21 protein-coding genes and 1 other annotated feature are annotated in these 21,320 nt (G+C 43.1%); all 21 genes read left to right on the top strand.

Features of this window, described 5'->3' with window-relative positions:
* Positions 1 to 9 precede the first annotated feature (9 nt).
* The 21 genes from ACR42H_RS09250 (at position 10) to pyrE (ending at position 21,303) form a co-directional block, all read left to right on the top strand.
* Complete coding sequence (locus ACR42H_RS09250; RefSeq protein WP_113881872.1) at positions 10 to 279, top strand: YlmC/YmxH family sporulation protein; 270 nt, start codon at positions 10 to 12, stop codon at positions 277 to 279.
* A 69-nt stretch (positions 280 to 348) separates the two neighbouring features.
* Complete coding sequence (gene pgeF / locus ACR42H_RS09255; RefSeq protein WP_436375690.1) at positions 349 to 1,176, top strand: peptidoglycan editing factor PgeF; 828 nt, start codon at positions 349 to 351, stop codon at positions 1,174 to 1,176.
* The gene (locus ACR42H_RS09260) at positions 1,177 to 1,863 is read left to right on the top strand and encodes a YggS family pyridoxal phosphate-dependent enzyme (RefSeq protein ID WP_436375692.1); all 687 of its coding nucleotides are present in this window, start codon (positions 1,177 to 1,179) and stop codon (positions 1,861 to 1,863) included.
* Positions 1,864 to 1,867: 4 nt separating this feature from the next.
* Positions 1,868 to 2,314, top strand: a complete 447-nt coding sequence (locus tag ACR42H_RS09265) for a cell division protein SepF (protein ID WP_048007904.1) — start codon at positions 1,868 to 1,870, stop codon at positions 2,312 to 2,314.
* A 6-nt stretch (positions 2,315 to 2,320) separates the two neighbouring features.
* Entirely contained in the window at positions 2,321 to 2,584 is a 264-nt protein-coding gene (locus tag ACR42H_RS09270) for a YggT family protein (protein WP_009330847.1), read from the top strand.
* A 63-nt stretch (positions 2,585 to 2,647) separates the two neighbouring features.
* Complete coding sequence (locus ACR42H_RS09275) at positions 2,648 to 3,421, top strand: RNA-binding protein (RefSeq protein ID WP_113881875.1); 774 nt, start codon at positions 2,648 to 2,650, stop codon at positions 3,419 to 3,421.
* Between the two features lie 381 nt (positions 3,422 to 3,802).
* Positions 3,803 to 4,321: a DivIVA domain-containing protein gene (locus ACR42H_RS09280; protein ID WP_113881876.1), complete on the top strand. Its 519-nt coding sequence runs from the start codon at positions 3,803 to 3,805 to the stop codon at positions 4,319 to 4,321.
* Between the two features lie 51 nt (positions 4,322 to 4,372).
* Positions 4,373 to 4,638, top strand: a binding site (T-box leader).
* 95 nt (positions 4,639 to 4,733) lie between these two features.
* Positions 4,734 to 7,505, top strand: coding sequence for an isoleucine--tRNA ligase (gene ileS, locus ACR42H_RS09285; RefSeq protein WP_436375694.1), 2,772 nt, complete (start codon positions 4,734 to 4,736; stop codon positions 7,503 to 7,505).
* A 200-nt stretch (positions 7,506 to 7,705) separates the two neighbouring features.
* Complete coding sequence (locus tag ACR42H_RS09290) at positions 7,706 to 7,993, top strand: hypothetical protein (RefSeq protein ID WP_436375695.1); 288 nt, start codon at positions 7,706 to 7,708, stop codon at positions 7,991 to 7,993.
* A gap of 79 nt (positions 7,994 to 8,072) precedes the next feature.
* Complete coding sequence (lspA, locus tag ACR42H_RS09295; RefSeq protein WP_009330836.1) at positions 8,073 to 8,570, top strand: signal peptidase II; 498 nt, start codon at positions 8,073 to 8,075, stop codon at positions 8,568 to 8,570.
* A complete protein-coding gene (locus ACR42H_RS09300) occupies positions 8,542 to 9,453 on the top strand; it encodes an RluA family pseudouridine synthase (protein WP_113881880.1) in 912 nt (303 codons plus the stop codon). The genes lspA and ACR42H_RS09300 overlap by 29 nt, the downstream gene beginning before the upstream one ends.
* Before the next feature lie 205 nt (positions 9,454 to 9,658).
* Positions 9,659 to 10,204, top strand: coding sequence for a bifunctional pyr operon transcriptional regulator/uracil phosphoribosyltransferase PyrR (gene pyrR / locus ACR42H_RS09305; protein WP_113881881.1), 546 nt, complete (start codon positions 9,659 to 9,661; stop codon positions 10,202 to 10,204).
* A 139-nt stretch (positions 10,205 to 10,343) separates the two neighbouring features.
* Positions 10,344 to 11,648, top strand: coding sequence for a solute carrier family 23 protein (locus ACR42H_RS09310; RefSeq protein WP_113881882.1), 1,305 nt, complete (start codon positions 10,344 to 10,346; stop codon positions 11,646 to 11,648).
* 149 nt (positions 11,649 to 11,797) lie between these two features.
* Positions 11,798 to 12,736: an aspartate carbamoyltransferase catalytic subunit gene (locus tag ACR42H_RS09315; protein ID WP_113881883.1), complete on the top strand. Its 939-nt coding sequence runs from the start codon at positions 11,798 to 11,800 to the stop codon at positions 12,734 to 12,736.
* Positions 12,699 to 13,985: a dihydroorotase gene (locus ACR42H_RS09320; protein WP_436375698.1), complete on the top strand. Its 1,287-nt coding sequence runs from the start codon at positions 12,699 to 12,701 to the stop codon at positions 13,983 to 13,985. Before ACR42H_RS09315 ends, ACR42H_RS09320 begins: the two co-directional genes overlap by 38 nt.
* On the top strand, positions 13,982 to 15,088 hold the full coding sequence (locus ACR42H_RS09325; RefSeq protein WP_113881885.1) for a carbamoyl phosphate synthase small subunit: 1,107 nt from the start codon (positions 13,982 to 13,984) through the stop codon (positions 15,086 to 15,088). The genes ACR42H_RS09320 and ACR42H_RS09325 overlap by 4 nt, the downstream gene beginning before the upstream one ends.
* Entirely contained in the window at positions 15,067 to 18,279 is a 3,213-nt protein-coding gene (carB, locus tag ACR42H_RS09330) for a carbamoyl-phosphate synthase large subunit (protein WP_113881886.1), read from the top strand. The genes ACR42H_RS09325 and carB overlap by 22 nt, the downstream gene beginning before the upstream one ends.
* The gene (locus ACR42H_RS09335) at positions 18,279 to 19,055 is read left to right on the top strand and encodes a dihydroorotate dehydrogenase electron transfer subunit (protein WP_436376890.1); all 777 of its coding nucleotides are present in this window, start codon (positions 18,279 to 18,281) and stop codon (positions 19,053 to 19,055) included. Before carB ends, ACR42H_RS09335 begins: the two co-directional genes overlap by 1 nt.
* On the top strand, positions 19,052 to 19,993 hold the full coding sequence (locus ACR42H_RS09340) for a dihydroorotate dehydrogenase (RefSeq protein WP_113881888.1): 942 nt from the start codon (positions 19,052 to 19,054) through the stop codon (positions 19,991 to 19,993). The genes ACR42H_RS09335 and ACR42H_RS09340 overlap by 4 nt, the downstream gene beginning before the upstream one ends.
* Positions 19,965 to 20,681 carry an orotidine-5'-phosphate decarboxylase gene (gene pyrF / locus ACR42H_RS09345; RefSeq protein ID WP_436375701.1) on the top strand — a complete coding sequence of 239 codons (717 nt, stop codon included), beginning with the start codon at positions 19,965 to 19,967 and terminating at the stop codon, positions 20,679 to 20,681. Before ACR42H_RS09340 ends, pyrF begins: the two co-directional genes overlap by 29 nt.
* On the top strand, positions 20,671 to 21,303 hold the full coding sequence (gene pyrE, locus ACR42H_RS09350; RefSeq protein ID WP_113881890.1) for an orotate phosphoribosyltransferase: 633 nt from the start codon (positions 20,671 to 20,673) through the stop codon (positions 21,301 to 21,303). Before pyrF ends, pyrE begins: the two co-directional genes overlap by 11 nt.
* Positions 21,304 to 21,320: the final 17 nt, after the last annotated feature.

Here is a 21,320-nt window from a genome sequence, read left to right on the forward strand (position 1 = left end):
GAAATGTCGATGGTGAAAATATCTGAGTTTCAAATGAAGGATGTTGTAAATGTAGCTGACGGCAAAAAGCTTGGAAATATTGGGGATATAGATATTAATATAAATACAGGGAAAATTGAAGCCGTTATTATTGGGGGAGCGGGAAAGGTGTTGGGTTTTTTTGGGAGAGATGCTGATGTTGTCATACCGTGGAAAAATATTATAAAAATTGGTGAGGATGTCATACTGGTCCGCTATCAGGACGCGATTGAGCCAAAATATATTGAGGAGGAAGCATAAGAGTTGTTAATGGTGTCATCACTGCCTGCCTTGTGGTAAACTATAGAAAAATAAGATGGGGTTAATCGCATGGAACCATTTTCTTTAAAAACGGAAGAGTATTTTGTCATAAAACAGTGGGCGGATCGTTTTCCTAATATAACGGCCGGTTTTACAACTAAAAATGGCGGCTGCAGCCGTAATGAATACAAAACGCTTAATGTAGGATTGCATGTGAACGACAGCAATGAAGCAGTCAGCCGAAATCGGCAGCATGTGGCTGACTTGCTTGGGTTTTCTCATGAAAAGTGGGTTGGTGCTGAACAAACTCATGAAATAAATATAAAAGAAGTTACCAGAAAAGATAAAGGGAAGGGTGCTCTTGTTTACGAGGATTCCTTTTCTGGTACTGACGGGTTTTTCACTTATTCTAAAGGTGTCATGCTGACTCTCTGTTATGCGGATTGTGTACCGCTTTACTTTTTGCATGAAAAGACAGGTGCCATAGGCATGGCCCATGCAGGCTGGAAAGGTACTGTCGGGGGGATTGGCAGGAAGATGGCCGAGCTATTTGCCAAAGAAGGCATTGACTTAAGTGAGGTCCAAACCGTGATTGGCCCTTCCATTTGCAGAAATTGTTATATAGTTGATGATCGTGTTATTTCAAAAGTGCAAAAAATACTAGAAGATGTCGATATAAAGCCATATAATCAAATTAGTGACAATCAATTCCAGCTTGATTTGAAAGAGCTTAACCGGACAATTCTGATAAATGCAGGAATTCCTCATGAAAATATCATGATTACTGATTATTGCACAAGCTGTCATGAATACTATTTTTTTTCCCACAGAAGAGATAGGGGAAAGACCGGCAGAATGATGAGCTTTATTGGCTGGAAGGAGGAAGTCGGAAGCTAAATGAGAGTAGAAGATAATTTAAAGCAAATTAAGTCAGCTATACAGGAAGCGTGCATTAAGGCCAACCGTAAGACAGAAGAAATTACCCTCATTGCTGTTACTAAGTACGTAACAGCGGAAAGGGCACAAGAAGCTCTTGAAGCAGGTATTGTTCATTTAGGTGAAAATAGGGATGAAGGACTGCTTGCCAAGTGGGATGTGTTAAAGGACAAGCCTACATGGCATTTTATTGGAACGCTGCAAACGCGCAAAGTGAAAAATATCATTGATAAAGTGGATTATATTCATTCACTGGACAGGCATTCCCTCGCGAAGGAAATCAACAAGCGGGCTGACCGAAAGATAAATTGTTTTGTTCAGGTTAATGTCTCAGGCGAAGAGTCGAAACAGGGAATAAATCCTGAAGAGGTAGCTGACTTTATTTCATGCCTGGCTGATTATAAAAATATCAATATCATCGGCCTTATGACAATGGCACCACTTTCAGCGGACGAGGAATTGCTTCGTTCCTGTTTCCGGAAGCTAAAGAACCTGCAAACAAAGGTAAAAGATCTGGAATTTGATTTTGCTCCTTGTACTGAGCTTTCAATGGGCATGTCTAATGATTTTTCCCTGGCAATTGAAGAAGGTGCCACAATGGTGAGGATTGGTACTGCTTTAGTAGGCCAAAAGAGTCAGGAGGATTGATAAAATGAGTATAAAATCAAAATTTAAAACATTTTTCTTCCTGGATGATGAATATGACTATAAGGAAGAGGAAATCATCGAAGAAGAAAGAGAGCCGGTGAAGCAGGTGCAAAAGCAGCAGCAGCCAGTTCAAAAACAGAACATCGTCAGCCTCCAAAGTGTGCAGAAGTCTTCTAAAGTAGTTCTTGTTGAACCGCGTGTTTATGCAGAAGCACAGGATATTGCGGATCAGCTGAAAAACAGAAGAGCTGTTGTTGTCAATCTGCAGAGAATAGAAAAAGATCAGGCGAAGCGGATTGTTGACTTCCTAAGCGGAACCGTTTATGCCATCGGCGGAGATATTCAAAAGATTGGAACTGATATTTTTCTATGTACCCCTGACAATGTTGAGGTTTCAGGAAATATCTCTCAGCTGATGAAAGAACAAGAATTAGAAAATACGAGGTGGTAGCATTTAATGGAATTAGTATTTGGGATATTGTCATCTGCAATTTATTATTACTCGTGGGCACTGATTATTTATATTTTGCTGTCCTGGTTCCCTAATGCCAGGGAATCCGCTTTTGGCCAGTTTCTTGCAAGGATTTGTGAACCGTACCTTGAGCCTTTCCGCAAAATCATTCCTCCGCTTGGAATGATTGATATCTCTCCTATTGTGGCTATCTTAGTTTTGCGATTTGCCACTGGAGGTTTGCAGCAGCTTTTTTATTGGATTTCATAATACTACAAACAGGGCTATCAAAATGGCCCTTTTTTATTTGTGTAAAAAGGAGGTTCCTTAAAGATGACCATTTATCAGCACTTCCGGCCGGAAGAAAAAGAATTTGTTGATCAGGTTCTTAACTGGAGAGACCTTGTGGAAAATACATATGCTCCGAAGCTTACTGATTTTCTTGATCCAAGGGAGCAGCAAATCCTTAACAGCGTCATAGGGCAGCATTCCGGAATTTTATTTGCTTTATTTGGCGGAACTCCAAATTCTGAGAGAAGGAGAGCCCTCATATTTCCGGATTACTATGACAGTGATGAGGGAGATTTTCAAATTCGGCTGTTTGAACTTGAATATCCAAAAAAGTTTGTCACCATAGAACACCCGCAAGTGCTGGGCAGTCTAATGTCTCTGGGGCTAAAAAGAGGAAAATTCGGTGATATCCTTTTTGAAGATGACAGAATCCAGTTTTTTGCAGCACAAGAAATTGAAGATTACATCAGCCTGCAGCTGCAGTCAATTGGCAGAGCTTCCGTGTCTCTGAAAAAAAAGCCATTTTCAGAGGCGATCCAATCAGCAGAAGTGTGGAAAGAAAGCTCCATCACCTCTTCATCCCTGAGATTGGACACAGTCATCTCAGCCATCTACAATATCTCCAGGCAAAAATCCCAGCTCTATATCCAGCAGGGACTAGTCAAAGTCAATTGGACGCAAATAGAAAACCCCTCATTTGAATGCCAGCAAAGCGACATCATTTCAGTCAGGGGACAAGGCCGTTCCAAAATAATAGAAATAGATGGGAAAACAAAGAAGGACAAATGGAGGATTATTACTGGGAGGCAAGGGTAATAGAAGGGGGGAATATTAAAAATACCCACTTATGGTTTTTATAGTTTTAAAATGTAATACATGTTTAAGACGCTGAGTTGACTGTAGCGGAGGCCACTTGACTCCTGCGGGAGGAGAGGGAGCGGGAGACCCCGCAGGCGAAGCCGAGGAGGCTCCCGTTCCTCCCCGCAGAAAGAAAGTGCCCGAAGCGGAAGTCAACGGGCAATATAAATTACAAAAACAATTAATTACCTGTCAAAAGAAATAATTATAAACTTTGAAGGAATTTGAAACAACCTGTCGAATAAATAATCAAAAGACTACGGAGTCTGCTATAATTAAAATGAACCAGCAGGCTCAAACCAATTTACATAAGATCAACAGACCTGGGAGGTGGCAAACATGCCATTAACACCGTTAGATATTCATAACAAGGAATTCAGCAAAGGATTCCGCGGTTATGACGAAGATGAAGTAAACGAATTCCTGGACCAGATCATTAAGGACTACGAAATCCTGATCAGGGAAAAAAAAGAGCTTGAAGAAAAGCTCAATGATACGAACGAACGCATAGGCCACTTTACCACAATTGAAGAAACACTTAATAAATCTATTGTGGTTGCACAGGAAGCAGCAGAGGAAGTCAAGCGCAATGCCCATAAAGAAGCGAAGCTAATCGTTAAAGAAGCTGAAAAGAATGCTGACAGAATTGTGAACGAATCCCTATCTAAAGCGAGAAAAATCGCACTTGATATTGAAGATTTAAAGAAACAGTCCAAAGTATTCCGGACACGTTTCAAAATGCTTGTTGAAGCACAGCTTGATATGCTAAACAACGATGATTGGGATCATTTAATGGAATATAAGCTGGATTCCACTGAACTTAAGTCATTAAGAGAAGAAGAAGAATCACTGGCTTGACGAAAGCTGGAAATATCGCATATAATTTTAAAACAAAGTAAAATACGATGTTTATCAACAATGAGAGGGACAGTACAGTTTTTTTCAAAGCTTAAGTACAGATTGGCATAGTCACTCTGTAAGCGAGCCGGGGATGGTGGAAGCCCGGGTATAAGCAAAAGCTGGAAAATCACCCTTGAGTTCCTTGCCGAACGTACATCTATCAGTAGGCCAAGGCGGTTCATTCACGTTAAGAATTCTTTGAGCGGATGAAATACAGGTCATATTTCATCTACAAGGGTGGTACCGCGGGAGAATATAACCTTCTCGTCCCTTTTTGGGATGAGAAGGTTTTTTTGTATTTCACTGTGGTTTTTATCAGCTCTCATTGGCTATCATGGTATTTAATGAGTTATAAACAGGAGGCAAAGGAATGGATTACAAAGATAGTTTATTAATGCCAAAAACCGAATTCCCAATGCGCGGCAATCTTCCAAAGCGCGAACCTGAAATTCAGGCAAGATGGGAAGAGATGAATATTTATGAAAAGGTCCAGGAACGGACCAAAGGCCGTCCAATGTTTGTTCTGCATGATGGTCCTCCTTATGCAAATGGCGACATCCACATCGGCCATGCGCTGAATAAAATCTTAAAGGATTTCATCGTACGCTCTAAGTCAATGACTGGCTATAATGCTCCATATGTTCCTGGGTGGGATACACATGGTTTGCCAATTGAGCAGGCGTTGACAAACAAAGGCGTAAAGCGTAAAGAAATGAGCGTTGCGGAATTCCGCAGGCTTTGTGAAGAGTATGCATATGAGCAGATTGACAGCCAGCGCGGTCAATTTAAGCGCTTAGGCGTCCGCGGTGACTGGGAGAATCCATACATCACTCTAAAACCTGAGTACGAAGCCCAGCAAATAAAAGTATTTGGGGAAATGGCGAAAAAAGGCTATATCTATAAAGGCAAAAAGCCTGTATATTGGTCACCATCATCTGAATCAGCTCTGGCTGAAGCTGAAATTGAATATAAAGATAAACGTTCACCGTCCATCTATGTTGCTTTTAAAGTAAAAGATGGCAGGAACGTATTGGATCAGGATACTCATATTGTTATCTGGACTACTACTCCATGGACTATTCCGGCAAACCTAGGAATTTCAATTCATCCGGACCTTACCTACAGTGTAGTTGAGGCAAACAGCAAAAAGTTTATGGTTGCTGAAGATTTACTGGCTTCAGTGGCTAAAGAGTTTGAATGGGAAAACTATAAAGTTGTCCAATCGGTAAAAGGGACCGACCTCGAAAATGTAGTTGCCGAGCATCCTCTTTATGGCCGTGATTCTCTTGTTATGCTGGGTGAGCATGTTACAACTGATGCTGGTACTGGGTGTGTACACACAGCTCCTGGCCATGGGGAAGACGATTTCCATGTAGGCATGAAGTACGGGTTAGATGTATTATGCCCGGTTGATGATAAAGGAAACATGACTAGTGAAGCTCCTGGCTTTGAAGGTTTATTCTATGATGCAGCCAATAAGCCGATTACTGAAAAACTTGAGGAAGCTGGGGCTTTATTAAAACTTACTTTTATTACTCACTCTTATCCGCATGACTGGAGAACGAAAAAGCCAGTTATTTTCCGTGCTACTGCCCAATGGTTTGCATCCATTAAAGATTTCCGCAATGAACTTTTGGAAGCTGTTAAGGAAACAAATTGGTATCCTGCATGGGGTGAGACAAGACTATTTAACATGGTCCGGGACCGCGGTGATTGGTGCATCTCCCGCCAGCGTGTATGGGGTGTGCCAATTCCTGTCTTTTATGCGGAAAATGGAGAAGAAATTATCACAGATGAAACCATTGAACATGTATCAAATCTTTTCCGCGAACATGGTTCGAACATCTGGTTCGAGAGAGAAGCGAAAGAACTGCTGCCTGAAGGATTTACACATCCAGGAAGCCCGAATGGCCAGTTTACAAAAGAAACGGATATCATGGACGTATGGTTCGATTCCGGTTCTTCCCATCAGGCAGTTCTTTTAGAGCGCGACGATTTACAGCGTCCTGCAGACTTATACCTTGAAGGCTCTGATCAATATCGAGGCTGGTTTAACTCTTCACTTTCAACTTCAGTAGCAGTAACAGGAAAAGCACCTTATAAAGGTGTTCTGAGCCACGGGTTTACACTTGATGGCGAAGGAAGAAAAATGAGTAAATCCATTGGAAACGTAGTTGTTCCAGCAAAAGTCATGAATCAGCTTGGTGCTGACATTCTGCGTTTATGGGTGGCGTCAGTTGATTATCAGGCAGATGTCCGGGTATCTGATGCTATTCTGAAGCAGGTTGCGGAAGTATATAGAAAGATCCGCAATACGTTCCGCTTCTTGCTTGGAAATCTGGATGATTTTAACCCGGCAACTGACTCGGTTTCATTTGAAAACCTGCGCGAAGTTGACCAGTTTATGCTTGTTAAGCTGAATAAACTGATCAAGAATGTTCGAGAGTCTTATGACCGCTATGAGTTTGCCAGCATCTACCATGCTGTTAATAATTTCTGTACATTGGACCTAAGTGCATTCTATCTTGATTTTGCAAAAGATGTCCTGTACATTGAAGCGAAAGATAATGCAGAACGCCGAGCTATCCAAACTGTTTTATATGAGAGCCTGATTGCTCTGACAAAACTTGTTGCACCTATCCTTTCCCATACTTCAGATGAAGTTTGGAGCTTTATTCCGAATGTGAAGGAAGTAAGTGTACAATTGACGGATATGCCAGAATATCAAGAGCTTCCAAACGCGAAACAGCTGGAAGTAAAGTGGACTGCATTCATGAAGCTTCGCAATGATGTTCTTAAAGCATTGGAAGAAGCGCGTAATGAAAAGGTGATCGGCAAATCTCTTACTGCTAAAATAACCCTTTATGTAAACGATCAAGCAAAGAGCCTATTGGATTCAATTCAGGAAAATCTTCAGCAAATCTTTATCGTTTCTGGATTTGAGATAGCAGGCAGCCTGTCAGATGCACCTGAAAATGCAGTGAAATTTGAAAATACTGCAATTGTGGTTTCCAAAGCTGAAGGCAAAACATGTGATCGCTGCTGGACAGTCACTCCAGAAGTCGGCCAGACAGAAGGCTATGACACTCTATGCCCTCGCTGTGCTGAGGTTGTAAAAAATAATTATAGCCACTTGGCTTAAATACCGGCAGTCCCTCAATTATTTGAGGGACTGTTTTTTGATAAATGAGGTTCTTTTTTAATTATAAGGGGACTTCGAAATCCATTTTATAAATAATTCCACCTTCACTAAATGTTGTGCCGTTTGCTAAAAGTTTGCCCGTGTCTGAAATCCGTTCCGAGAAGATAATAAAGTAAACATCATAGAACGGAGGAAACGGCATGGATGCAAAGGCAGATAGGCTATATTCAGAACTCCGTAATACAAGACAGGAAATATTGGAAAGACTGATGGAAGGCAATAGTTCTGCTTTAATAAAACCTATTTTATTGGAAGAACTGCATGATATCGAACAAACACTCAGCAAAATTGAATCTGGAAGCTTTGGCAAATGTGAAATTTCAGGTGAACTGCTTCCGGCAGATTTGCTGCAGATGATCCCTACCTTGAAAACAATGGAGGATTGCAGCAGGCTGGGCAGATTCTACAGAAAATCTATTTTCCACTGAGTTTAGGCGTGTGCTGTGTTTTTTATTCAGTTTGTGCTAAAATGCAAAGGTAATGATATGAGATATGGGGGTTGCCTTTGTGTTTTATTACATAATTGCATTGTTCGTGATAGCACTTGATCAGTTTACGAAATGGCTGATTGTTAAGAACTTTGAATTAGGGGAAAGTGTTAAAGTTATTGAGGACTTTCTTTATATTACATCTCACCGCAACCGTGGCGCTGCCTGGGGCATCCTGCAGGGGCAAATGTGGTTTTTCTACGTAATAACCGTTATTGTCATAATTGGTATCATTTATTACATTCAAAAAGCAGCCAAAGGCAAATTGCTTCTTGGAGTCTCTTTGGGCCTGATGCTGGGCGGAGCGATTGGAAACTTTATTGACAGGGTATTTCGAAAAGAAGTGGTGGATTTCGTAAACACTTATATTTTTGGCTATGACTTTCCTGTTTTCAATATTGCTGACTCGGCGCTGGTCATTGGTGTAGGGCTATTGATGATTCAGATGCTGCTTGAAGAGAGAGAAGCAAAGAAAAAGGAGAAATCTTATGGAGAAAATGGAACACATCATTCCTGATGAACAGGCAGGAGAACGAATAGATAAAGTGTTATCCACATTGAATGCAGATTGGTCAAGAACGCAGGTTCAGCAATGGATCAAAGATGGCAATGTCCTTGTAAATGGGCAGAAGCCGAAAACCAATTACAAATGTACGGCAAATGATAAAATTGAAATATCTATTCCTGAACCTGAAGAATTAGATGTCGTGCCGGAAAAAATGGATCTGAATATTTATTATGAAGATAAAGATGTCCTGGTGGTGAACAAACCAAAAGGAATGGTAGTTCATCCGGCAGCCGGCCATGGCACTGGCACCCTTGTAAATGGACTTATGGCACATTGCACAGATCTTTCAGGAATTAATGGGGTCATGAGGCCAGGAATCGTTCATAGAATCGATAAAGATACATCGGGACTTCTTATGGTTGCTAAGAATGATATGGCACATGAAAGTCTTGTGAATCAGCTGATGAATAAAACCGTTACACGTAAGTACCGTGCCATTGTCCATGGAGTTATTCCTCACGACTATGGAACGATTGATGCGCCAATTGCCCGCGATCCCAAAGACCGTCAAAGCATGACTGTTGTTGACAATGGAAAACATGCGGTTACGCATTTTCAGGTCCTTGAGCGTTTCAGGGATTTTACACTGGTGGAATGCCAGCTGGAAACGGGAAGAACCCATCAAATCCGTGTTCACATGAAATACATTGGCTACCCTCTGGCAGGAGATCCTAAATATGGTCCAAGAAAAACTCTTGATCTTGGAGGCCAAGCACTGCATGCAGGGATCCTTGGATTTGATCATCCAAGAACAGGCGAGTACCTGGAATTTGAAGCACCTATGCCTGCCTATTTCAAGGAGCTATTAGATAAACTGGCAAATAATCGTTGACAATTGTCCAATTGTGCTATAAGATGACAATAGTTGAATAAGTCCTTTAAAACAGTCCCGTGAGGCTGGGAAGGAAACGGATTGAATAAGGAGAATTGTATCCTTATTCTGCAGAAACAGAAACGTTTACCCTCTCGCCAGATCGGTGAGAGGTTTTTTGTATATAACATTAACCGAAGAGAATCAGATAATAGAGGTGATCAGAATGCCGCAGCAAAAAGCAATTGTTTTGGATGACCAGGCAATCAGGAGAGCGCTGACAAGGATTGCTCATGAAATCATAGAGAAAAATAAAGGGATTGAAAATTGCATCCTGATTGGAATCCGGACCAGGGGGATTTACCTGGCGAATCGCCTGGCTGAGCGGATCGAACAAATAGAAGGTGCCAAAATTGATGTAGGCGAACTTGATATCACTCTCTATCGAGATGATCTTACGAAAAAGACTGAAAATCAGGAGCCGCTTGTCAAAGGCTCAGACGTCCCAAAAGATATAAATGATCAGAAAGTGATCCTGGTCGATGATGTTCTTTATACAGGAAGAACGGTCAGAGCTGCCCTTGATGCGCTGATTGACATCGGAAGGCCATCCCAGATTCAGCTGGCAGTCCTTGTGGACCGGGGCCATAGAGAGCTTCCGATAAGAGCTGATTATGTAGGCAAAAACATTCCAACCTCAAGTTCGGAGAAAATTGTTGTCGAGCTGAAGGAAGTGGATGAAAACGATCAAGTAAGCATTTTTGAAAATTAAATAGCCCTTTTAAATTCAGTCCAGAGAGGCTGGCAAAGGGGAACTCAGCAGAAGCAGTCTGTCTTTTGCTGTGCTCTTATACCCTCTTTGCGAATCTGGCAAGGAGGGTTTTTTAATTAAATGAAGAGGAGAGATTGGCATGCATAAGCCTATTCTGGATATAAAAGATGTTCCAAAACCGGCCCATTGGCTGACATTAAGTATACAGCACTTATTCGCAATGTTCGGAGCCACTATACTTGTACCTTACTTAGTAGGATTAAATCCTGCCATAGCTTTAATCTCAAGCGGACTTGCAACCATCGCTTTTCTCATCATAACAAAATGGCAGGTACCGGCATACTTGGGATCCTCCTTCGCATTCATTGCTCCGATCATCGCAGCAAAAGCTGCTGGCGGCCCGGGTGCTGCCATGATCGGAAGCTTTATGGCAGGACTCGTATATGGAGCCATAGCATTGATCATCAAAAAAGCAGGCTACCGCTGGATTATGAATCTGCTTCCACCAATCGTGGTCGGCCCGGTTATCATTGTAATCGGTTTGGCATTAGCAGGCACAGCAGTCGGTATGGCCATGAACAACCCTGAAACGGGTGAATACAGCATGCTGCATTTCTCAGCAGCGCTCATCACTTTAGGTGCAACAATCATATTCTCCATCTATGCAAAAGGAATGCTCAGCATGGTGCCGATTCTTGCAGGTATCATTATCGGGTATGTATACTCACTGGCTGTGGGCCTGATAGACTTCTCGCTTGTACAGCAGGCAGCCTGGTTCGAAATGCCGGAATTCCTAATCCCGTTCGCTGATTATGAAGTGAGGATAACCCTAGATCTGGCACTTCTAATGATTCCGGTGGCTGTTGTGACAATCTCTGAACATATAGGCCATCAGCTTGTCCTTGGAAAAGTGGTTGGGAGAGACTATATAAAAGAACCGGGTCTTCATCGCTCCATTCTTGCTGATGGAACAGGTACAATGATCTCGGCATTAATCGGGGGTCCGCCAAAGACAACTTACGGTGAAAACATTGGTGTACTGGCCATTACGAAAATTTACAGTGTCTATGTACTGGCAGGTGCTGCAGTCATCGCCATCATCTTCGGATTCATTGGCAAGGTAACAGCACTGATCAGCTCGATCCCTACTCCAGTAATGGGAGGCGTATCGATCCTGCTGTTCGGGATCATCGCTTCATCAGGATTAAGAATGCTTGTTGACAGCAAAGTGGATTTTGGAAACAACCGTAACCTGGTTATCGCATCAGTCATCCTTGTACTCGGAATTGGCGGAGCCCATATTGAAATTTGGGCATTCAAATTGGAAGGGATGGCACTGGCAGCGATCAGCGGTGTTCTCCTGAACCTGATTCTCCCTGGAAGAGAAGAGGCTAAGGAAGATATGTTTGAAGCTGAAAACGAAAAAAAAAATAATGTAGCTTAACGCTTTTTAACTAAGTCCCGAGAGGCTTATAAGGGTGTTGGCGGCAAACAGGCTATACGGGAACAGTGTATCCGTATATCTGGCTGCCTCAACTTTGCAGCACCCTGACCAAATCGGCAGGGTGTTTTTTTTGAAGAGGAGGAAAAAAATTGAAACATTTGCTCACTACCTCAGAGTTGGAAATTAAAGAAATCAATAAAATACTTGATGATGCGCAATGCTTTTTAAACGGCGGAACCTGGACTCCTGAACAAAAGGTTTTTGTCGCCAACCTCTTTTTTGAGAATAGCACAAGGACAAAATGCAGCTTTGAAGTAGCTGAAAGGCGGCTTGGACTGGACATAATCCCATTTGAAGTCAGCACGTCAAGTGTATCCAAGGGTGAATCATTATACGATACGGTAAAAACACTTGAAGCAATCGGTGTGCATGCAGTCGTTATTCGTCATAGCCAGGACCGCTATTTTGACGAATTGACAGGAAGAAGCGGTGTTTCCATTCTGAATGCAGGGGACGGCTGCGGCCACCATCCAACACAATCACTGCTTGACCTGCTGACAATTAAACAGGAATTCGGTTCCTTTGAAGGATTAAAAGTAGCCATCATTGGTGATATTGCCCATAGCCGTGTCGCAAGATCCAATGCAGATGCACTTGTGCGGCTCGGTGCGAAGGTTGTTTTCTCTGGTCCCAAAGAATGGTTCAATGAAGAATTGCTTGAAAATGGCATGTATGAAGATGTTGACACAGCTGTTGAAACCGCTGATGCTGTCATGCTGCTGAGAATCCAGCATGAGCGGCACGAATCCAAAGCGAATCAAACGGCTGAAGAATACCACCAAGCATACGGCCTTACAGAAGAACGTGAAAGAATAATGAAGCCAAACAGCATTATCATGCATCCAGCCCCTGTAAATCGGGGTGTAGAAATAGCAGATTGCCTGGTGGAATGCGAGCGTTCCAGAATCTTCAAACAAATGCAAAATGGTGTGTACATCCGAATGGCTGTACTAAAAAGATCGATTGAACATATTGAAGGGGGAGCTAATCATGTCAACATTAATCAAAAATGGCCAGTTGCTTACTAAAGAAGGGAACTTTGTAAAAACTGACATTTACATAGAGTCAGGAAAAATCGCCGGGATAGGTGCAGGTATCGGGGAAAAGGCATTGGAAGTGATTGATGCAGAGGGCTTATTGATTGCACCAGGCTTTATAGATCTGCATGTACACTTGCGTGAACCTGGCGGTGAAAAGAAAGAGACCATTGAAACTGGCACAAAGGCAGCAGCAAAAGGCGGTTTTACGACGGTTGCAGCGATGCCAAATACCCGGCCTGTACCCGATGCGAAAGAACAGCTTGAAAAATTGAACAGCCGTATTGAAGAGACTGCGTCGGTCAAGGTTTTGCCGTATGCATCGATTACAATTCGTGAGCTTGGCCAGGAATTAACAGATTTTAAAGCACTGAAAGAAGCTGGAGCGTTTGCTTTTACAGATGATGGAGTTGGGGTGCAATCCGCAGCCATGATGCTGCAGGCAATGAGGAATGCCGCAGAGATCAGCATGCCGATTGTTGCGCACTGCGAAGAAAATACCCTCATTAACAAAGGTTCCGTACATGATGGAGTTTTTGCTAAAGAGAATGGTTTAAATGGTATTCCTTCGGTCTGTGAATCAGTGCAAATCGCAAGGGATGTACTCCTTGCTGAAGCTGCTGGCTGCCATTATCATGTCTGCCACATCAGCACGAAAGAGTCTGTCAGGGTGGTAAGAGATGCAAAGCGGGCAGGCATCAAGGTAACGGCCGAAGTGACACCTCATCACCTCCTTCTATGTGAAGAAGATATTCCAGATTTGGATGCAAACTTTAAAATGAATCCTCCACTAAGAGGGGCAGATGACCGAGCTGCCTTAATCGAAGGATTACTGGACGGCACGATTGATTTTATCGCGACCGACCATGCTCCTCACACAGCAGCAGAAAAAGAAGAGGGGATGGAACTGGCGCCTTTTGGGATTGTTGGACTTGAAACAGCCTTCCCGCTTCTATACACACACTTCGTCGAGAAGGGGATATTCACCCTAAAACAGCTGATTGATTATTTAACAATCAAGCCAGCAAAGGCATTCGGCATTCAATCAGGAAAATTGGAAGCAGGTGAAATCGCTGATCTTGTCCTGCTTGATCTAAACCGCCAGGAACAGATTGACCCTGCTCAGTTCTTATCAAAAGGGAAAAATACGCCATTTACTGGCTGGGATTGTAAAGGCTGGCCAGTTATGACTTTAGCAGAAGGAAAAATTGTTTGGAACAGAGGGAGTGTAAAAGCATGAAAAAACAACTGATTCTGGAAGACGGAACAATTTTTATTGGAAAAGGGTTTGGAAGCGATACGAATTCTATTGGAGAGGTAGTATTCAATACAGGAATGACGGGTTATCAGGAAATTCTCTCTGACCCTTCCTACTGCGGTCAAATTGTAACATTGACATACCCTTTAATCGGAAATTATGGAATTAATCGAGATGATTTTGAATCCATCTCCCCAGCAATCTCCGGGTTCATTGTTAAAGAAGCAAGCGAGTATCCTTCAAACTGGAGAAATGAACAATCAATTGCTGAATATTTTAAGATGAAAAACATCCCCGGAATTGCTGGGATTGATACTAGAAAATTAACAAGAATTATCAGGCAGCATGGTACGCTGAAAGGTGCTATTTGCAGCATAAGTGAAAACCCGGAATTAATCATTGAAAAACTGCGGGCAACCAAGCTGCGAAACGATCAGGTTAAGCAAGTTTCAACAAAGACACCTTATCCAAGCCCAGGCCGCGGCAGAAGGGTAGTCCTTGTAGATTTCGGCATGAAACACGGTATATTAAGAGAATTAAACAAACGGGATTGTGATGTGATTGTTGTACCATATAATACAACAGCTGAAGAAATACTCAGCATGAGCCCGGATGGGGTTATGCTTTCAAATGGGCCCGGAGATCCGAAAGATGTTCCGGAAGCAATCACAATGATTAAAGGTCTGTTAGGAAACGTTCCGATTTTTGGGATATGCCTGGGACATCAGCTTTTTGCCCTTGCATGTGGTGCCAATACAGAAAAAATGAAATTCGGCCATCGCGGTTCAAACCATCCGGTTAAAGATTTGCAATCCGGAAAAGTAGCATTAACATCTCAAAACCATGGATATTCAGTGGAAAAAAATTCTGTTACCGGTACTCCTCTGGAAGTAACACATATTGCATTAAACGATGGAACGATTGAAGGGTTAAAACATAAAGAAGTTCCGGCGTTCACTGTGCAATATCACCCTGAGGCTTCACCGGGACCAGAGGATGCAAATGGATTATTTGAACAATTCCTGCAAATGATTGAATCACATAAAGAGGAAGGTGCTGCAGCATGCCAAAGCGTACAGATATAAAAAGCATTTTAGTTATCGGATCAGGACCAATTGTCATCGGACAGGCAGCAGAGTTTGATTATGCCGGAACACAGGCCTGCATTGCATTGAAAGAGGAAGGATATCGCGTCATCCTTGTAAATTCCAATCCTGCTACCATCATGACAGATACTGAAATTGCCGACGCAGTATATATAGAGCCGCTTACGCTGGAATTCGTCAGCCGCATCATCCGAAAAGAACGCCCTGACGCCCTTGTACCTACTCTTGGAGGACAGACAGGGTTAAACCTGGCAGTAGAGCTTGCTGAATCAGGTGTATTGGAAGAATGCGGGGTTGAAATCCTCGGTACAAAATTATCTGCTATTCAAAAAGCGGAAGACAGGGATCTTTTCCGAAGTCTGATGAATGAACTTGGTGAGCCGGTGCCTGAAAGTGAAATAATCCATAACCTTGAGGAAGCATATAAGTTTGTAAATAGGATTGGCTATCCGGTCATCGTACGACCTGCTTTTACATTAGGGGGAACAGGCGGGGGAATCTGCCACGATGAAGAGGAGTTAATCGAAATTGTGACAAGCGGCCTGAAGAACAGTCCTGTAACACAGTGCCTGCTTGAAAAGAGCATTGCGGGCTTCAAAGAAATTGAATATGAAGTGATGCGAGACTCCAATGACAATGCAATTGTTGTCTGCAATATGGAAAACTTCGATCCTGTAGGTGTCCACACAGGTGATTCCATTGTTGTAGCTCCAAGCCAAACTTTGAGTGATCGTGAGTATCAGCTGCTAAGAAACACTTCATTAAAAATTATCCGCGCTCTTGAGATTGAAGGAGGATGCAATGTTCAGCTGGCACTTGATCCGGATAGCTTCAATTATTACATCATTGAAGTTAACCCGCGTGTGAGCCGTTCATCGGCACTAGCATCCAAGGCAACAGGATATCCGATTGCCAAACTGGCAGCCAAGATAGCGGTGGGGCTGACACTTGATGAAATGATGAATCCTGTGACAGGAAAAACTTATGCCTGCTTTGAACCGGCATTGGATTATATTGTTTCAAAAATTCCACGCTGGCCGTTTGATAAATTTGAATCTGCGAACCGTTCGCTTGGGACCCAAATGAAGGCTACAGGTGAAGTGATGGCGATAGGGCGCACATTTGAAGAATCTCTTCTGAAAGCAGTCCGTTCACTTGAAGCAAACATTTATCATCTTGAGCTGAAGGACGCTGACCAAATTTCGAATGAATTGATCGAAAAGCGGATTCGAAAAGCAGGCGATGAACGTTTGTTTTATATCGGAGAAGCCATCAGAAGGGGAGTTACCATCGAGACGATCCATGAATGGAGCAGGATTGATTTATTTTTCCTTCATAAGATTAAGAAAATCATAGATTTTGAGAGTGTATTAACAGAGAAACCATTTGACCCTGAAACAGGGAAAGCTGCAAAGGAAATGGGATTTGCCGATCTGGTAATTGCCAGGCTGTGGAATTCAAGTGAAATGGAAGTATACAGCTGGAGAAAAGAACATGCCATTGTACCGGTTTATAAAATGGTAGATACATGTGCAGCAGAATTTGAATCTGAAACACCGTATTTCTATGGAACTTACGAAGATGAGAACGAATCGGATGTAACTAACCGCAAAAGCGTTGTTGTTCTTGGCTCAGGTCCTATCCGGATTGGCCAGGGAGTGGAGTTTGACTATTCAACTGTCCACGCAGTATGGGCAATCAAGGAAGCAGGTTATGAAGCAATCATCATAAATAATAATCCGGAAACTGTTTCTACTGACTTTAGCATCTCTGATAAGCTATATTTTGAGCCGCTCACGATTGAAGATGTTATGCACATCATTGATCTTGAGAAGCCAGAAGGTGTAGTTGTGCAATTTGGCGGACAGACAGCGATTAACCTTGCAGCAGATCTGGTAAAGAGAGGCGTGAAAATTCTCGGAACTTCTCTTGAAAACGTAGACCGGGCAGAAGACCGGGATAAATTTGAGCATGCCCTTGCAGAGCTGGACATTCCGATGCCAAAAGGAAAGACTGCCTTATCAGTGGAGCAGGCAGTTGCGGTTGCTGGTGAAATCGGTTATCCCGTAGTTGTCCGTCCATCATATGTACTTGGCGGAAGAGCCATGGAGATAGTATATAAAGAAGCCGAGCTTCTTCATTATATGGAGAACGCTGTTAAAGTAAATCCAGAGCATCCAGTATTGATCGACCGGTATCTGACTGGGAAGGAGATAGAGGTGGACGCCATTTCGGATGGAGAAAATGTGCTCATTCCAGGCATCATGGAGCATATTGAAAGAGCTGGAGTACACTCGGGAGATTCCATTGCCGTCTATCCTCCTCAAAATATATCAGAAGCAATCAAAGACAAGCTTGTTGAGTATACCGAGAAGATGGCTAAGGGCCTTGGCATTATAGGTCTCCTGAATATCCAGTATGTAGTGGCAAAAGGGGAAGTATATGTCCTGGAAGTCAACCCGCGTTCAAGCCGGACGGTTCCTTTCTTGAGCAAGATTACAAACGTGCCAATGGCCAAAATCGCCACGAAAGTTATCATGGGCCAAACATTGGCTCAGCAGGGCTGCGGATCCGGCCTCCTGCCGGAGAGAAAAGGCGTGTTTGTAAAAGTCCCAGTGTTCTCATTTGCGAAATTAAGAAGAGTAGACATCACTTTAGGGCCTGAAATGAAGTCAACTGGAGAAGTTATGGGCAAAGATTCAACGCTTGAAAAAGCCCTTTATAAAGGCCTTGTTGCTTCCGGTATGAAAATCCAGCCGTTTGGAACGGTACTAATGACTGTCGCAGATAAGGATAAGGATGAGGCGCTGCTGCTGGCAAAGAGATTTGTATCCATCGGCTACAGGCTAATGGCAACGAGCGGAACAGCATTATTCCTTAAATCTGCCGGCATTCCTGTAAAAGTGACTGGAAAGATCGGCTCAGAAGGGCCAAACCTTCTGGATGTCATCAGAAATGGCGAAGCACAATTTGTTATAAATACTCTAACAAAAGGAAAGCAGCCTGCCAGAGATGGCTTCCGCATCCGCCGTGAATCGGTGGAAAATGGCGTGCCATGTCTTACTTCCCTGGATACGGCAGAAGCAATCCTTCAAGTAATCGAATCGATGAATTTCTCAGCAGATGCGATGGATAAGCCAGAACAAGTCCGGGAGGCGGTTTTATCTTGATCAGACAGGAACAATGCACTGTAATATCGCAAAATAAACTTGCCGAAAATATTTACGAGCTCACCCTTCAAGGTGAGCTTGTTCATGAAATGAAAGAGCCCGGGCAATTTGTGCATTTGAAAATATCCGGGGGTTATGACCCGATGCTAAGAAGGCCGATCAGCATTGCAGAGATTTTACCTGATGAAAGCCGGTTTAAGATGATATATCGTGCTGAAGGCCGGGGGACGGTGATGCTTTCAGAAAAAAAACCTGGCGATTACGCAGATGTATTGGGGCCGCTGGGAAATGGGTTTCCTATCAGTGAAGCTGGCCGGGGGGATACAGCACTTCTTGTGGGAGGAGGAATCGGAGTCCCCCCTCTTTATGAGTTGTCCAAACAGCTTGTAAGCCATGGTGTTAAGGTGATACATGTCCTTGGTTTTCAGTCAGCAAGTGCCGTTTTCTATGAAGAAAAGTTTGCTCAGCTGGGCGAGACCTATCTGGCTACAGCTGATGGAAGCGCAGGAACGAAAGGCTTTGTTACAGATGTTATTAATAAATTTAAGATTAATTTCGATGTTTTATATTCATGCGGCCCGACGCCGATGCTGAAGGCGCTTGAAAATCAATACTCTCATAAAACCGTATACCTTTCATTGGAAGAACGGATGGGCTGCGGCATCGGGGCGTGCTTTGCATGCGTTTGCCATACAGGGGATGATCCTGATGGATACAGTTATAAAAAAGTCTGCAGTGACGGACCGGTCTTTAAAGCAGGGGAGGTAGTTCTATGAACTCATTAAATGTCAGTCTGCCTGGACTGGAATTAAAAAATCCAATTATGCCTGCATCAGGATGCTTTGGCTTCGGAAGAGAATTCAGCCAGCTGTATGATTTGAGCCAATTGGGTGCGATCATGATCAAGGCGACAACCTTTGAGCCCCGTTTTGGAAATCCAACACCAAGAGTGGCTGAGACTTCAGCAGGGATGCTGAATGCGATAGGACTGCAGAATCCGGGACTGGAAAAAGTGGTGAATGAAGAACTGGTCTGGCTTGAACAATGTAATGTACCGATCATTGCCAATGTAGCCGGTTCGCAGGAAGAAGATTATGTTGCGGTTGCAAAAAAAATTTCTGCAAGCCCTAATGTGCATGCGCTCGAGCTCAACATCTCCTGTCCGAATGTAAAAACAGGCGGAATTGCCTTTGGGACTATCCCGGAAATTGCTAAAAACCTAACGAAAAAAGTAAAAGAGGTTTCAGAGGTTCCTGTCTATGTGAAGCTTTCACCAAATGTCACAAATATTGTAGAAATGGCGAAAGCAGTGGAAGATGGCGGAGCTGACGGTTTAACGATGATCAACACGCTTGTTGGCATGAGAATCGATCTAAAAACAGGCAATCCGATTTTGGCAAATAGAACAGGGGGACTTTCAGGGCCGGCCATTAAGCCTGTCGCGCTTAGGATGATTTATGAAGTGAGCCAGCAGGTGTCCCTTCCGATCATCGGAATGGGCGGCATTGAATCTGCAGAGGATGTCATCGAATACTTCTATGCAGGTGCAAGTGCAGTAGCGGTTGGAACAGCTAACTTCGTAGATCCTTTTGTGTGTCCGAAAATTATCGATAGGCTGCCCGAACTTATTGAAAAGCTGGGATATGAACATATTTCAGAATGTATTGGAAGGAGCTGGAAAAAGCATGAAAAAGCCGCTCATTATTGCTCTTGATTTTCCAGGGAAAATGGAAGTTAATCATTTTCTAAAAAACTTTGAAAATGAAAAATTATTTCTAAAGGTCGGCATGGAGTTATTTTACCAAGAGGGTCCTTCCATCGTTCACGATTTAAAAGAACAAGGGCATGAGATTTTCCTTGATCTCAAGCTTCATGATATTCCTAATACCGTTAAAAGTGCCATGAAGAGACTTGCCGGGCTTGGCTGCGATATGGTTAATGTCCATGCCGCAGGAGGAAAAGCCATGATGGAAGCAGCACGTGAAGGACTAGAAGCCGCAAGTTCAGGGAAAAGGCCATCTTGTATTGCTGTGACGCAGCTGACAAGCACATCCGAACAGCAAATGAAATCAGAGCAATTAATTCCTGCTTCATTAAACGAATCTGTTCTTCATTATGCCAAGCTTGCCAAAGAAGCAGGACTTGATGGGGTAGTATGTTCAAGTTTTGAAGCAAAGGAGATAAGTTCGCGAATAGGATCTTCCTTTTTGACTGTAACACCGGGAATACGCCTGTCATCTGACGACTCCGGAGATCAGAAAAGAGTGGCAACACCTGAATTCGCCAGAAAGGAAGGGGCTTCCGCAATTGTAGTAGGCCGATCGATTACAAGAGCGGAAAATCCATTTGAAAAATATATTGAATGCAAGCAATCCTGGGAGGGCGTTCTAAATGAAGCGTAAAATAGCAGAAAAACTATTAGATATAAAAGCAGTTGCATTAAATCCAAACGATCCATTTACATGGTCTTCAGGATTGCGTGCTCCACTCTATTGCGATAACCGTCTTACATTGTCATACCCTGAAGTTAGAAAAGAAATAGCTTCGGGCCTTCAAGCAATCATTCTGGACAAATTTCCTGAAGCAGAACTAATTGCAGGTACAGCAACAGCAGGCATTCCGCATGCTGCCTGGGTAAGTGACATTATGGAACTGCCTATGTGCTATGTCCGCTCAAAGGCTAAGGGCCATGGGAAAGGCAAACAAATTGAAGGAAAAGCTGACAAAGGCCAGAAGGTTGTTGTTGTGGAAGATCTAATTTCAACAGGAGGAAGTGCCATCACTGCTGTCAAGGCTTTAAGAGAAGCGGGCTGTGAAGTGCTGGGTGTTGCAGCTATCTTTACATACCAGCTGGAAAAAGGAAAGGAAATGCTGGACGAAGAAAAAATCGAAGCATATACCCTGACCGATATTGAAGCTCTGACAGAAGTAGCCGTTGAAAATGGCTATATCCAAGAAAAGGATATGAAGAAGCTGGTTGAATGGCGAAAAGATCCTGAAGAGTGGGGAAAAGTAACACAATAAAACAGTTTTTGATAATG

Origin of the sequence: Cytobacillus sp. BC1816 (genome assembly GCF_051353635.1) — a bacterium.
Taxonomy (GTDB): Bacteria; Bacillota; Bacilli; order Bacillales; family Cytobacillaceae; genus Cytobacillus; species Cytobacillus oceanisediminis_C.

Excerpts from the sequence above, each read along its gene's own strand:
- ACR42H_RS09250 (WP_113881872.1), top strand. The coding sequence starts at position 10 with ATGGTGAAAATATCTGAGTTTCAAATGAAGGATGTTGTAAATGTAGCT.
- pgeF (WP_436375690.1), top strand. The coding sequence starts at position 349 with ATGGAACCATTTTCTTTAAAAACGGAAGAGTATTTTGTCATAAAACAG.
- ACR42H_RS09260 (WP_436375692.1), top strand. The coding sequence starts at position 1,177 with ATGAGAGTAGAAGATAATTTAAAGCAAATTAAGTCAGCTATACAGGAA.
- ACR42H_RS09265 (WP_048007904.1), top strand. The coding sequence starts at position 1,868 with ATGAGTATAAAATCAAAATTTAAAACATTTTTCTTCCTGGATGATGAA.
- ACR42H_RS09270 (WP_009330847.1), top strand. The coding sequence starts at position 2,321 with ATGGAATTAGTATTTGGGATATTGTCATCTGCAATTTATTATTACTCG.
- ACR42H_RS09275 (WP_113881875.1), top strand. The coding sequence starts at position 2,648 with ATGACCATTTATCAGCACTTCCGGCCGGAAGAAAAAGAATTTGTTGAT.
- ACR42H_RS09280 (WP_113881876.1), top strand. The coding sequence starts at position 3,803 with ATGCCATTAACACCGTTAGATATTCATAACAAGGAATTCAGCAAAGGA.
- ileS (WP_436375694.1), top strand. The coding sequence starts at position 4,734 with ATGGATTACAAAGATAGTTTATTAATGCCAAAAACCGAATTCCCAATG.
- ACR42H_RS09290 (WP_436375695.1), top strand. The coding sequence starts at position 7,706 with ATGGATGCAAAGGCAGATAGGCTATATTCAGAACTCCGTAATACAAGA.
- ACR42H_RS09300 (WP_113881880.1), top strand. The coding sequence starts at position 8,542 with ATGGAGAAAATGGAACACATCATTCCTGATGAACAGGCAGGAGAACGA.
- pyrR (WP_113881881.1), top strand. The coding sequence starts at position 9,659 with ATGCCGCAGCAAAAAGCAATTGTTTTGGATGACCAGGCAATCAGGAGA.
- ACR42H_RS09310 (WP_113881882.1), top strand. The coding sequence starts at position 10,344 with ATGCATAAGCCTATTCTGGATATAAAAGATGTTCCAAAACCGGCCCAT.
- ACR42H_RS09320 (WP_436375698.1), top strand. The coding sequence starts at position 12,699 with ATGTCAACATTAATCAAAAATGGCCAGTTGCTTACTAAAGAAGGGAAC.
- ACR42H_RS09325 (WP_113881885.1), top strand. The coding sequence starts at position 13,982 with ATGAAAAAACAACTGATTCTGGAAGACGGAACAATTTTTATTGGAAAA.
- carB (WP_113881886.1), top strand. The coding sequence starts at position 15,067 with ATGCCAAAGCGTACAGATATAAAAAGCATTTTAGTTATCGGATCAGGA.
- ACR42H_RS09340 (WP_113881888.1), top strand. The coding sequence starts at position 19,052 with ATGAACTCATTAAATGTCAGTCTGCCTGGACTGGAATTAAAAAATCCA.
- pyrF (WP_436375701.1), top strand. The coding sequence starts at position 19,965 with ATGAAAAAGCCGCTCATTATTGCTCTTGATTTTCCAGGGAAAATGGAA.
- pyrE (WP_113881890.1), top strand. The coding sequence starts at position 20,671 with ATGAAGCGTAAAATAGCAGAAAAACTATTAGATATAAAAGCAGTTGCA.